Origin of the sequence: Bacillus sp. FSL K6-1338 (genome assembly GCF_038006965.1) — a bacterium.
Classification (GTDB): domain Bacteria; phylum Bacillota; class Bacilli; order Bacillales; family Bacillaceae_G; genus Bacillus_A; species Bacillus_A thuringiensis_S.
The window spans coordinates 177,089-191,147 of the sequence record NZ_JBBOWI010000003.1; the positions used below are offsets into that span (position 1 = coordinate 177,089).

The following is a 14,059-nucleotide window of genomic DNA, read 5'->3' on the forward strand; positions in this document are numbered from 1 at the left end:
TTTGTACAGATTGCTCTTTGAAAACTGAGGGTATGAGGTTAATTACAGAAAAATCTTTATAATTTTAAAATATTCAATATTTTATCAAACAATGTTTGTAAAAATTGCAAAGACTAGGTTAACGTAGGCATCATGGGGAATTAGCACCAGACACTTCAAAACTCACCGTAGGAACTACGGGTAAGTTTTGTTAAATTTAATTGATGGTTTATGAGATGTGAAGAACTACGCTGCTTCAAACAGGCCTTTAAGTCAGCGTGGTTCAAATCAAATTCTAAGAATTTTTTAATCATCTATTGATAAATAACCAGGTTAGAAAAGTGGGAATTTTCTTTACGTTAGCGTCCGTGTATACCTTTACTAAAAACTACAGATAAAGTTTCATAAATTAGATTGCTATGTATAGAAATTTAGAATTGCACTTTTAATAAAAAAAATATAATGAGCGAAGATTATTAGACTTCTTCCAGAAAAGCGGATTTCTTTCTACTTCCATTTCGGAGTATGTATGAGTTTTTTATACATAAAAACAATCTCTTTTCTCATTTTCACCTCGAGATTACATTAAATAACTTCACTTAGGAACAAATACTGATATAAGTACTATTTTAGGAGGAATGTATAATATGTTTAAGAACCAAGTGTTGAAGTCTTTATCCTTGATCATAATAGCAATCTATGCACTTATGTCTATAGGAACTATAACTATGTTAGCAACTGAAGTAGATATAAATACTACTCAAAGTACAAATTCGACTGACCTGGAAGCTTATGGTGTTGAATGGTTGACTACCTTAAATACTAATGAAAAAAGTGCAATTACTTATTATACTGGACAAAATTATGTGTATATAAATCAATACTTAAGAAATAAGAGGCAAGAAATACCTTCAGGATCAACTATTTCTAAGCTTGAACTAGAAGATAAAATACGTTTAATTGATTCTGCAATAAATAAAGCTATTTTAAAAGAGGATATTATGGTATATAGGAATACTGGTGAACAAGAGTTTAATGAGGCAAAATATTTTTTGCAACCGATATGGGGGCCTGATTTCAATTCTTTAGAGGGGATTAAAAATTTCGAAGATTACATAAAAAAAGCAATTATACTTGTACAAAAAAATATAAATAAAACGTATACCGCGCCAGCATATACAAGTACATCTTTACAAAAGGATTAAGCTTTTGGTCGTTCAGCAATTCGTATGGAAATAAAAATTCCAAAAGGGGCTCACGCGCCCTATATAGATTCTATTTCTAAATTTAAAGGAGAAAAAGAAGTACTTTTGGCCAGAGAATCAACCTTTAAAATAACTGGTGCTTCTACAGTCCAAGAAAGAGGACAAAATACATTGATTATTAGGGCAACGTTAATAAATGGTTCTAATGTAAAGTCTTATAACACATAAAAAGTTAAGGGAAGTACAAATATGAATATTAATTTTAAGTTTGAAGCATGACATAGTAATCTACAAAAGAATAGACTAAAAAATATTTTGCTTCTATTACATTAGAACAGAAAAAAGAAATGAACGCATACTCTCATTAAATTCAGATTTAACAAACACAATATTTATAAGAGTCAAAAGTTGGTTGTCAGTAGACAATCGACTTTTGATTTAGTCAGCACGAAGCAAACGCAATAAATAATTCTGTTTTAGTTAACATCTATCTAATCAAAAAATCGAGTTATAAAAAAGAGTGGGAAAACATTTTTTATTGAATTTTGTTTATAATAGCTTTTTAACCTGTTAGTAGGAATCGTAAAGTAGATTAAAAGAACTTATATAAAGTTCTTTTTTTATTTGTAATTAAATCCCCTAGTGGCCCCTCATACCGAGAATCTTTTCCCTCCCCCTATAGCGCTTTATCTAAATTTATTCTAAAAATAACGTTTTTTGTATTCGTCAATAAGAAAAAACAGTTAAACAAAACTACTTTTTATTAAATACAACGAAAAGTAGACGATTATAATCAAACATATCACCTCTACTTGATGTGATACCACCATTAGTGAATAAATACAACATGAAAGGAAAATTTACATATGAAGTATAAAGAACGAACACAAGCAAAGCGCAAATACAAACAAGCGCTTCTGGTAACAGTCACAACAATAACATTAGGAGTAAGTACGTTAGGAAGTACTGCCACTGCATTTGCTGCTGAAGAAGATAATATTTCAGTAATTTCTTCACACACTCTTAACGATGTAGGGACCCAGATGAGTCCAGAAGAAAAAGAAAAAACATTTTGGCAAAAAGCGTCTACTGAATTAAATGTCAAGAATGGTAAAAAATTTGCAGGAACTTCAATGAAGGAGTTTCTTAATTTTGCAAAAACTGGTGGTTCTGCAAGTGCGAATAATGCTTTAAGAGCGATGGTACTAGCAGGCTTTGATTTTGTTCCATATGGTATGTTTATTAGTCCAATAGTTGGTTATATATGGCCCGAACAAGGAGGGATTAAAGAACAACTAGAAAAACTGAAGGATGAGATTAAAGAAGATACAAAAAAACAAATTGCAGATCAACATTTGACAGATTTAAATACAGAATTTTCAAACCTTACAGAAAATATAACACACCTTGAAAACTCGGTTAATGGCAAAAATCATTCAACATATTATTCCGCGGGTAGTATAGAGGAAACTCGACGTATCTGGGCTGCACAGATTGAGTTTCACTTCGGTAAAATACTAAAACTTGCTAAAGAAGAGGCACACAAAATAGACGACTTACCTTTATACACTCAGGTAGCAGCTGCTCATATAATCTTTTTGAAAAACTTAGAAAAAAACGGAATAGGGCCTAAATATCAATTTGATTCTCAATCCTTAAAAGATTTTTATGGTACAGCACATATTCAGAAAACCATTGCTGAGTATGAGAAATACATTGCTGAAACATATAAACAAGCTAATAGCGAGAACATGGAAAAGATAGAAAAATTGAATGTATTCAATTCTGAAGTGATAACTCATAATTTTTATGACCCAAACACAAGTGCAACAATTAAACAAAAGCTGAACGAACTCAAAACTAAATACCAAGATAAGGTCAAAGATATAAATAAAGAACTTGTATTTCCAGGGGGATGGGCTGCTCATAATAGAGCACTGAATGAAGCTGAAAACGCTTTAAACAACGTAATCAATGCCTTAGCTGCAGCTAACTTTTTATCAAACTTGATTGACACAACATTTCATGATCCAGCATTCAATATGGCAGCATCATTAGGTACGTGGATAGAAGAAAAGGACGGAAAAACAGGAAAGGAAATAAAGCAGCACTACTATTATAAAAATCGTTCCGGGAATCTGGTCACGGAATGGCTGAATATTGGGAGGTCTATGTATTACTTTAGCCCGGAAGAAAATTTTGAAAATTCTTCAGGTGAGAAATTTAAAAGAGGAGAATTGGTTATTGGTTGGATTAATACTCAGGATGAAGATAATACAATTAGAACCTATTTCCTGAGCCGTCAGGATGGTGATCAAAACTCTGACGGAGAAATATTTAATCGAGGACAAATGGTGACTGGAATGGCTGACATTACGTATGAGAACGGGGATAAGGAATCTCATTATTTCAGCCCGGAAGACGGTCTTAAAAACTCTGACGGAGAAATATTTGATCGCGGACAAATGATGACGAAATGGGTTGAAATTAAGAATACAAAGACTGTCGAGAAACACTGGTATTACTTCAACCCTGACGACGGTAGTATGATAGTCAAAAAAAAGGCGGTACAAATTGGTGGCAAAAAATATGATTTTGATTCTAATGGTGTATGTACAACACCTAACGGTTACTAAACAACGAGATTTTCGGTTCTGTTGCAAAGCTTTTGGAAAACCAACAGTTCTTACAACAGATAAGACTCCTGCTCTACTTTGTGCAATTAAAAAACTGAAATATAGTGGGTTTTATATGCATACGAAACATTGTACTGTTAAGCATTTCAATAATCTTATCGAACAAGATCATAGACATATTAAGGGATGTTTTGTTAAATCCACTGGATTTCAAAACCTCCACCATGCTTCACGTACATTGAAAAAAATCGAAACGATTCATACTATATACAAACAAAAGAGAAGTCACATTCCAGACTTCTCTTTTTCACCGTACAAAGAATTACAGCAATTCTTCAGAATTTCTTAAACGATAACCGTAGTTTATAAACATGCTTAGTTTTTCAAACTTTGCAATATAATCACTAATATGGCAGAACTAAGTTCTTTACGAAGTGAAATCTAGGCATTAAAAAAGGAAAATGAATTTTAAAAAAACGTAAACCTTATTTGCCAAAAAACAAAATTAATACGATTTCAATTTATTAGACAATATCACCACATATTTGGAGTGCGCTGGCTTTGCTATCGATTATGAAACGTCTACATGACATACTACTCGGGGTGTTTTTTGCTAATTCTTTTTTTATATTTAAAATCGAATTTGTCCTTTCATTAGACAAATCGAATATTTCATAAATCAAGATTACAATTTAAAATTTAGATGGAGCAGTAACGATCTTGAATGACAAGGTTTTTTCAAAAGATGCAACAACGAAAAAGGCCATTCTTACATTAGGAGGACAAGCATTAAAAGAACTATATTCTAGTGCAAACTCCGGTAATTATACGGAATTGGCTAAAACTTTGGTACTAGGAGCTGTAGCACTTGTACCATATGGGGGAGCATTTGTTTCTTCTGTATTAGGGATCATCTGGCCTTTTGGTACGGAGAGGGGAGAGGAACCTTTAGCAGCGTTGAAAAAGGAAATAGAGGATTTACAAGCTTCAATGGTTGCAGTAACTACTGAGACATTCCAAGCGCATTATGTAACATTATTGACAAACTTACAAAGATTTGAAAATCAAATAAATGATAAAGGCAGTACATCTTTCTAAACAGGCTATGTAAAGGGAACAGAAAAAAGCATATATATTCCTTGCCTTAGAGTGAACTCTAAGTTGTAAGATAATTTAGTGATCGAAACATCCATACTGCGGAGGGATCTAAAATGAAAACTATTTTTATTACGGGAGCATCATCTGGAATTGGAAAAGCTACTGCAAAACATTTTGTTGGAAAAGGTTGGAATGTTATTGCTACAATGCGGTCACCTGCAAAGGAAACGGAATTAAATGAACTAGATAACGTTTTAATATTAAGACTTGACGTTGAGCACAAGGATACCATTCATGAAGCAATAGCAAAGGGAATTGAGCGATTTGGTAGGATTGATGTTCTTCTAAATAATGCTGGGTATGGCACAATGGGAATTTTCGAGAGTGCTACTGATGACCAAATCAGAAGACAGTTCGATGTGAATGTATTTGGACTAATGAGAATGACAAAAGCAATCTTACCTCATTTCAGAGTCAATAAAAGTGGATTAATTATCAATATCTCTTCAATGGGTGGGAAAATTACATTTCCCACAATGTCACTTTATCATGCTACTAAATTTGCGGTCGAAGGTTTTACGGAATCTTTATCATTTGAGCTAGCACCTCAAAATATCCATGTCAAATTAATTGAACCTGGCTCTATCAGCACTGACTTTAACGGAAGATCGATGGAATTCTTCTTTGATGAATCCCTAACGGACTATAGTAAGTTTATCAATTTAGTAAGGAATGGCATTGAAAAAATGAGTGAGCTTGAACAATTCACCTCTCCTGAGGTTGTAGCAGAGGTTATCTATCAAGCAGCAACGGATACTACAAATCAGATAAGGTACGTTGTTGGTGAAGATGCAAAGAATTTAATTAAAATAAAAGAAGAATCAGGAGATTTGGCATTTATCAAACATATGACCCAAATGTTCTCTTGAAGCAGAAACACTATATTAGTGGCATTTGTATAAGTAGTTCAAGTGAAATTTATCATTAATCAAGTAACTGAACAAAACAAGATTATCTATTCATAATTTAAGAGGTTCCTTGTACGTTGAAAAACCGCAGTTTGGCTGTAAACTGCGGTTTCGTTTATATAAAGCATGAATGGTTTCGATACCTTTGATTGTACGTGAAGAATGATGAAGATTTTGAAATCCTGCGGATTTGGAATACATCGCTTAATATGTCTATGATCCTGTTCGATGAGATTATTGAAATGCTTAACGATGCAATGTTTCGTATGTACGTAAAAACCGTTATGTTTCAGTTTTTTGAGCGCACAAAGTAGGATAGGAGCTTTGTCATTTGTGAGAACCGTTGGTTCTCCAAATGTTTTTACTAGTCTTCTCATAAAAGCATATTCCATCAAACTAGTAGGAAGTAATCAAGCCTTAAGCATCAACGATGCAAATCAAATTAGAATACAACCATTTAATAATGCAGATATGACTCAGCATTGGAATATCCAAAAAGTGAAAAAAATACGTTTATGATTGAAAGTGTACGTTATCCTTTACATTGTATAGATGTAGAAAAAGCATGGGTAGCACCACTCCCAAGTGCGAATGTAATTTTATATAAACAAAATGGAAATGCCGATCAGCAATGGAAGTTGAATATACCAGTAATACTACCTGAGGGTGTTTCAGCATCTTCTCAAGAAGTACGTAAAAACTTAAAAAAAAACACTGAAACCATTAATCAGTTGCCATCTTATTTTGAAATTGTTGAAGTATTATACCATTCTCCTATAAATGAAAGAATTCTATTTAGTGTATATAAATATGAAGTCCTTATCAAACATCATAATGGCCAAATAACAAAGAAAAATGTAAATTTAACTATAAAAAATGACGATTATTATCTACCTATAGGTTTTATTGGTACAATGTACTATTCTTATGCACTTATAGCTGCGTTAATAGATGGTAGGCAAGTGCTGTTACATGGAAATGGGTCATTGATAGAGAGGATTAGTCCAGAAAGAAGTTACCAATTTAAGTATCCAATGATTCAACTCAACTTTTATAATTCCACATGTAATATTTATTATCATGATGACTACCATAAAAAAACAAAGTAATAAATAACGTATTATAGAAAATGAAAAAGACCAATGAAGTAACTATACTAATGTTCAACTTCATTGGTCTTTTTTAGAATTTTAGGTTATGAACCAAATTATCGAAGCAATACTTATTTATTTTTATATTACTTCCTATCAAAAATAATTGGGGTGATTTAAATGTTCTATGAAATAAACATTTCTGATTTTGAAGGAAAAAAAGAAGAAGCAAAGAAATGAGCGATATAAAAATTGGCATGATCGTTTACTCACACCCACAGAAAAAAATGAAATAAAAGAGTATATGAATAATAAAGGGGTGGCTCAGCAAATCAATCATGATTTAGAAGATAATAGAGGAAACATTAAAGAAGATAATAAGTATAAGGAAACCATCGAAAAGATGGATAAAGGACTAAAAAAAGAAAAAACAGACCAATTGATATATGTCTATCAGCGTGTAAGTGAACAGTTTTTTGGTCTTACAGAGGGTACTCTTCGTACAGGTATAAATATTAATAGAGAAGAATTTGGTGTATTCAAAAACTTTTATATACATAACCAAAGTATATTGATAGAAAATGGATATATGGAGGCATCCTTGTCCGGGATATGACCGAATCTGGCCAAAGAACCTTGTATCTATATGAGGTTGAAAGTACCAAAAGGAACGCATGGGGGGTATACAGGTAATTTACAGGAGACAGAAGGATTTTTTACTGGACAGAGGATATGGTATACAGTTTACAGATGCAAAAATTATTACTAAAAAAGGGAAACAATAGATTAAAATAGAAGCTAAGCTACTCACAAAAGAAAAAGTAGAGCAAAGGATAGCTGAATATAGTAAAGAGCTAAATACCGAATTATTACAATCAGGTATTGAAACTATTGAAGATAATCCCTTAATAAGATTAGAATTTAACAGTAGATATACCAACTATAATTATGAAAAAAGTAAAGAAATTATTGAAGCAATAAAAGGATTACCAATAGATTATATGTAATTATTAAACTTGGAGGCCAAAGAAATTGCCGAACAACATGGGCTCAAAGAGTCACCTAACATTCGTATTACTGACGATTATATAGATGGAAATCCAAAAGTAGGTGGAGTTCATCATAATGATGGATTTAAGCGTACATACATAAGTTTAAGGGGGATCGAAAATATAGGAGCTGAATTGAAGAAGGTAACACTTCATGAAATGGGACATGCAATAGATGATATGATATTTAAACATATTTCAGATGATGATGATATGACAAAATTATTTAAAGAAGAAAAAACAATTTCCCCACGAAATGGTATGGGAGAAAAAATGAAAGAGAATATTTTGCAGAGTGTTTTTCCATGTATTATTCCATAGAAAGTAAGGATAAACAGTATTTAAAAGAAACAGCACCCAAAACATATGAATTTATAGCCAGCCTTGAAAAACAACTTTCACGATTTAGACTGATAGAGAAATGTTATATAAAAAGGACTTTTCAATCAAAAATAGAGCTGAATTTTCATAATTCTATCTGTAACGTTTATTATAATAAAAATAGTTAAAATTGCATCTAAAAAACACAAACATTTTTAACATACAATAAATTATAATAATATACTCTGCACGAAATTCAATTTTTATACAGAATTATTTATATAATAAAATTATATATTGTTATAATAACCTAGAAATTCAATGAAGAGAGTGTAACAATTTTAATGAAGTTTTATAGACAACCAATTGATAAATTTAAAATTAAACTATAAAACTAGTAAAAAATTGCATGTAAATGTTTGTAAAATAAAAGTATTTTAATATATACATTCATACAAAAATCAATATTTATAAACGATTTAAAAGTCGGTATCAAATTAAATTGGTTAATTTAACCGTGTTTATGAGGAGTTAATTAGATTGATGTAAGAAAAAAACTTATAATTTACTGTAAGAATCTCCAAGGAGTTATTCCGCATTTAATAATTTCTATATAAAATACCAATCATCTAAATACATACGAATATACTAAGATTCATGAAAATGAGCTAGAAATTCCTAGATGCTGTATTAGATTATAAAAGTTAATATAATTGTTCGTAAAAACGGTATTTCGCGCGAACTTATTTGATATTTATTTTTCTCCCCCTTTTTATTTTCTATGTTCTTCTTAAGGTATAAACTACATAAGAGAATTTTAGCATAAAGCAAATAATACTCCATAAAGTCAAATCGACTTTATGTTATTCGAAGTTTAACAGTTTATAAATACTATCCCAGTTAAACTTCTACATTAAAAGTGACTTTTACTGCTCTTACTATGGATAAATATTAAGCCTAACTTAATTCTAATATCTGTTCTTAGTTAGCCCCTATAACATAATAATTCCTTTCATTTTGAGAAAAAATCCTGTCAAATACCATTACAAGTTCTAAACTGATAAAATTTAATTTTTTCTATATAGAACTATGTTAAAGCCTATGAAAAATACAAATTTTATAATACAATCAAAAAGTTGTATTAAATATTAAAAATAATTTAAGCTTAGTTTAAGCGTATCATTGGCTTAAATAACTTCATATAACCACTACTAGCCATAATTCAATAACTATTAAAACACAAAAAAATGATGCCTAAAGGCATCAAAAAGAAACAATTGGGACATTTAAATAGTATTGTAGAACACTATAATTGTTTTATTAAAAAAATGTAGTCACTAGGATTTAAATTCTACAAAAATGGCGTAAAAGCACTTACTATTTTTTGGGTTTACAGTTAATACATTTACCCGTAGAATCAAAGTTGTAAGGTGATCCTGAGAGTATAATATTACCGGTTACCATTTGGCCCCTTTTGAATGTTGTATGATCCATATTTGTAATTGTATTTTCAGTCAAGTAATACCAACCTCGATTTTGATCATCCCAAATCCACCCAGTCATCATTTGTCCTTTTCGAAACTTTTCACCTGCATCGTTGAGAGTTCCATCTTTTGGAGCAAAATAATAATAATGAAAATGACTGTCTTGAACCCATCTTGTTATTAGTTCACCCTCTTTAAATTCTGGAGGATGTAATATTGGCATTGTTGCAAGAAAACTCCTCTTCCCTTCAAGTTCAAAATAACCCACAGCCAATTCCCCTTTATTCAATGTTCTAAATGGAGAAACATTACTAGGTTCTGGACTAACGTACATTGATAAGTTGTCTTTTTCAGACAAATAATATTCTCTTCCATCTGTATCAGTGAAAAATCCTGTTACCATTTCTCCTAATTCGAACTTATCTGTTTTTTTATCAGAAAAATAATAATATGCGTTAGATTCTAAATAAGGAAAATATGCGTGACTAGATGTTCTATCTGAATACCAACCGGTGAATTTTCTTCCTTTATCATCAAGATAAAAAGTTTTTCCATTTTCTTGTATAAATGTGTTAAGTTCTAATACTCTCCAGAATGTTGCGTTTCTAATCGTACTATAATAATATTCCCTAGTCGGAAATGAATTTTTCTCTACATAATCAAAAAATATTTTGCGTATATGGTTTATAGATGTATTAGAAAAATTCGGAAGAAGATTTACGTATTCTTGATAAGTTATATCGTCAAGTAGTAGTTTAGAACCTTTACCATTAGTTTTTATACTTTTTATAAATAGAAGATAAACAGTTGCAATAGCAGTATAAAAAGGAAGTTCAGCATGTTCAAATCCTGATTTACTAGCTTGGTTTAATGCCAATTTAAAGTTTGAATTGATAATCTCAACTTTCGTACGATTACGCTCCGCTCTAGTACCTATAGAATAATAATCAGTTGTATTATTAAATTCTGACTCTAATTCACTATACTCATCTTTTAAAGTTTTCAAAGTTGCTGTAATCATAGCTGAATCAAAAGTTTTAATAGCTTCATCAACGGTTTCTTTTGCAATCTTAGAAAACAATTCAATCAATTGATTGTCTTTTTCTTTTACAATATCAGCATTTGGCCATACTAATTCAAGTAATGGAGCAATGAATCCTCCTCCATATGGAATAAGTGATGAAGCTGTTATCGCAAAAGATCTAAAAATAGTTTGAAAATTAAGTTGGTCTGTATGTGCGGCTTTAACTATATCATTTATTACCGTTTTTGAAGGCTTAATAAAAAACTTAATATTTTTTGAAGTGACAACCTTTTCCACCATTTTTTCCAAGGCATCAAGTTCTATGGACACAACTGAAGGTAAATAATCATTAGCCATAAATATTCATCCCTTCTTCTTAAAAATTTATTTAGCCTATAAAAGATAATAAATATTAAAATGTAAATCCTATCTCCCGATATAGAATGTTGTTGGTATACCTGTTGATAACGATTCCAATTAAATAAGATTTCTTTTCTTATTGATAAAAAATAACAGCATTATTCCTAAACTTTCTCACCCCACTTCCCTCCCTCTATTTATTAAAAATCTTACACTTAAATGATATAATTAAATAACAGCTAAAAATACACCCTATATGTCTAATCAACAGACATATAGGGTGTTGATTATTCGGAATCGCTACTGAATTCCGTATGTTTTTATTTTTGCGAGAATTCTAATCATTATTTACAGTTCTATTAATATAGTGAACTGTAAACCAACCTCAATTTCCAAAATATCAATAATTAGACAAAAAGATAGTACAGTAAAATATCCGTACTATCTTTTAAGAATTTGTTTTCTATCAAAACCATTATTGTTTATTATAATAATTCTAACCTTTCTCTAATCTCATCTACATCAATTTTAGTTTTTAAAAGTAAAAATCAAAACAATAAGAATCAATTATGATGTCCCTCTGTTAAAAAGGATCATCCGGAAGTTTTTCACCTATTCCTGATTCTTTCATATCAGCTGGATTAAAAACATATTCCTTTATGTACTCAGATAAAAGGAGGGGTGAAATTTTTTAACTATATATCATAAAAGCATGTACATGTAATCTGTATACATCCAACCTGTCCCAAGAGGAAATTCAAACTTTTGTGATCCAATCTAACTTATTAACTTTAGATGTTTGTACTTTATTGCCCTCTTTTATAGGGGCAAGTTTACTTACGTCAGTAGAATTCTTGCTACAAAGGCGCAAAATTTCAGTGCACAATCACTACTCTCCTGACAAATCATTTAGGTTCATGAGCTACGATTCTATAACCATACGTATAATAAAAAAGCACAGTTCTCCTGAAACCATAAGATTAAACCGTATTTTAATTAAAAACATAAGATAAACAAATTTATAGTTTCCGTATTTTTCAGCGTACTATTGCAAGATATATAAGCTATATGAAATTTTGTAATAGCTGCGCGCTCAAAAGAGAGGGAAAACCTCTGCTTTTATAAAAGTATAATATTATTGTCAAATTACTAAAATCACTTATTACTATTACAGAAACCTAACCAAAAACATTTTGATTTTTACGTTTGAAAGACCCCCCAAAAACGTAATTATTATCATAAACAACCTTTCACTATATAAACCTTACTAATCAAGTATTCGTTGACAACTGTAACTCTATAGAAACTCTTACAATTTTTTATATCATTTGTTTATTTTCTAGCTTTGTACTCTTAATTACAGGAATTCTCCCAATACTTCGAATCAAATTTTTCTTTACATTAGACAAATCGAATGTTTTTCAGCTCACTATACAACTCTATACTATAGATAGGAGTTCTGGCGCGAATAAATGACAAATTAAACAAAAAGCGATATTACTATGGATTTTTTTTCAAAATCAACTAATACTTTTCTTCAGTTACACGTTTAATAACTGCAATAAGAACTTCTTGCAAGCTTTTTTATTTCCTTTGAATCATAATTGGGCTTTCATTTGATGTATACCTCAAATGAAAGGCTTGTCCACGTCTAGTATTTCTGAGAAATTAACCTTCTCTTCCTAGAAAATAAACGTTGATACTAAATGATGATTTTTCTACACTTATTTGTGTACAATATGTGACAAAAGGAGGCTTCAATATGAAAATGAACGTCGAAACGAATCCAACTCCTATGGCGCCCAAGCCAGATAAACAAACAGGCTGGCGCATTTGGTGGAGTTTATTACGCCCCCATACATTAACAGCCGCTTTCGTGCCTGTTTTCATCGGAACAGCATATGCAATGCGGGTCGGAGGTATAACTCTAATACATCTTCCTCTTTTTCATATGCTGCTTCTTGCTTGTCTTCTCATTCAAGCAGCAACGAATATGTTTAATGAATACTTTGATCATAAAAGAGGTCTCGATCACGAAGGTTCAGTTGGCATTGGCGGCGCTATCGTTCGCAATGGTATTCAGCCTAAAACCGTGCTTAACTTAGCATTTGGATTTTTCGGCATCGCAATACTATTAGGTGTTTATATTTGTATAAATTCTAGTTGGTGGCTTGCTGCAATTCTCCTTATTTGTATGGCTGTTGCTTACCTTTATTCAGGTGGCCCAATTCCAATTGCATATACACCATTTGGAGAGTTGACAGCCGGATTATTTATGGGTGTCATTATTATTGGGATTTCATTCTTTATCCAAACTGGCACTGTAACATCAGAAGTCATTTTACTATCTATTCCAAGCTCCATTTTAATTGGTGCCATTTTACTAGCTAATAATATTCGTGACTTGGATGGCGATAAAGAAAACGGTCGTAAAACGTTAGCAATTCTCGTTGGACGTGAAAGAGCTGTTGGTGTACTTGCTTCGATGTTCATCGTTTCCTACATTTGGACAATTGCTTTAATTATCGTGGGCATCGTATCACCATGGATGCTTATCGTATTTTTAAGTGCACCGAAAGCATTTAAAGCGACGAAAGGCTTTATCGGCAAAAGCATTCCAATGGAAATGGTACCTGCGATGATTGCAACAGCAAAAACAAATACAATCTTCGGTTTCCTAATGGGAACCGGATTATTACTTGAATATTTTCTATAAGAAGGAACTTGCTGTGCTACTCCTTTTCATCTATCGATTTTAAACTATAACTCTCTCATTTTGGGTATCTTTATATGAGCCCCATGCTCATCAACTTAAGAACAGAAATACTCAAAACTTCTACTCAT

The 14,059-nt window shown here is 31.4% G+C and carries 9 protein-coding genes and 3 pseudogenes; 10 read left to right on the top strand and 2 right to left on the bottom strand.

What is annotated here, in order from left to right; all coding sequences use genetic code 11:
• The first annotated feature begins 707 nt into the window (after window positions 1-707).
• The 5 genes and pseudogenes from NZ044_RS30170 to NZ044_RS30190 all read left to right on the top strand — a co-directional run bounded on the left by NZ044_RS30170 (window position 708) and on the right by NZ044_RS30190 (window position 5,847).
• Window positions 708-1,412 (top strand): annotated as a pseudogene (locus tag NZ044_RS30170) (ADP-ribosyltransferase).
• Between the two features lie 638 nt (window positions 1,413-2,050).
• Complete coding sequence (locus NZ044_RS30175) at window positions 2,051-3,820, top strand: insecticidal delta-endotoxin Cry8Ea1 family protein (RefSeq protein WP_273634994.1); 1,770 nt, start codon at window positions 2,051-2,053, stop codon at window positions 3,818-3,820.
• On the top strand, window positions 3,789-4,169 hold the full coding sequence (locus tag NZ044_RS30180; RefSeq protein WP_410994093.1) for a DDE-type integrase/transposase/recombinase: 381 nt from the start codon (window positions 3,789-3,791) through the stop codon (window positions 4,167-4,169). Before NZ044_RS30175 ends, NZ044_RS30180 begins: the two co-directional genes overlap by 32 nt.
• 371 nt (window positions 4,170-4,540) lie before the next feature.
• Window positions 4,541-4,918: a hypothetical protein gene (locus tag NZ044_RS30185; protein WP_098349442.1), complete on the top strand. Its 378-nt coding sequence runs from the start codon at window positions 4,541-4,543 to the stop codon at window positions 4,916-4,918.
• 113 nt (window positions 4,919-5,031) lie between these two features.
• Window positions 5,032-5,847 (top strand): SDR family oxidoreductase, encoded by an 816-nt coding sequence (locus NZ044_RS30190; protein ID WP_340950296.1) that lies wholly within the window; start codon window positions 5,032-5,034, stop codon window positions 5,845-5,847.
• A 90-nt stretch (window positions 5,848-5,937) separates the two neighbouring features.
• Here NZ044_RS30190 and NZ044_RS30195 read toward each other — a convergent pair.
• Window positions 5,938-6,272, bottom strand: a pseudogene (locus NZ044_RS30195) (DDE-type integrase/transposase/recombinase); the annotation flags it as partial.
• 96 nt (window positions 6,273-6,368) lie between these two features.
• Between NZ044_RS30195 and NZ044_RS30200 the strand changes: the two are divergent.
• The 4 genes and pseudogenes from NZ044_RS30200 to NZ044_RS30950 all read left to right on the top strand — a co-directional run.
• Window positions 6,369-6,995, top strand: coding sequence for a hypothetical protein (locus NZ044_RS30200; protein WP_273634992.1), 627 nt, complete (start codon window positions 6,369-6,371; stop codon window positions 6,993-6,995).
• Between the two features lie 190 nt (window positions 6,996-7,185).
• Window positions 7,186-7,593 (top strand): ADP-ribosyltransferase, encoded by a 408-nt coding sequence (locus tag NZ044_RS30205; RefSeq protein WP_170954511.1) that lies wholly within the window; start codon window positions 7,186-7,188, stop codon window positions 7,591-7,593.
• Between the two features lie 400 nt (window positions 7,594-7,993).
• Window positions 7,994-8,347, top strand: a complete 354-nt coding sequence (locus NZ044_RS30210) for a hypothetical protein (protein ID WP_098349446.1) — start codon at window positions 7,994-7,996, stop codon at window positions 8,345-8,347.
• A pseudogene (locus tag NZ044_RS30950) lies at window positions 8,326-8,535 on the top strand (hypothetical protein); the annotation flags it as partial. The gene NZ044_RS30210 and the pseudogene NZ044_RS30950, both read left to right, overlap by 22 nt.
• A gap of 1,189 nt (window positions 8,536-9,724) precedes the next feature.
• Here NZ044_RS30950 and NZ044_RS30215 read toward each other — a convergent pair.
• A complete protein-coding gene (locus tag NZ044_RS30215; RefSeq protein ID WP_098349447.1) occupies window positions 9,725-11,212 on the bottom strand; it encodes an insecticidal delta-endotoxin Cry8Ea1 family protein in 1,488 nt (495 codons plus the stop codon).
• A 1,765-nt stretch (window positions 11,213-12,977) separates the two neighbouring features.
• On the opposite strand from NZ044_RS30215, the gene NZ044_RS30220 reads away from it, so the two are divergent.
• Entirely contained in the window at window positions 12,978-13,931 is a 954-nt protein-coding gene (locus NZ044_RS30220; protein WP_340950300.1) for a 1,4-dihydroxy-2-naphthoate polyprenyltransferase, read from the top strand.
• Window positions 13,932-14,059 lie beyond the last annotated feature (128 nt).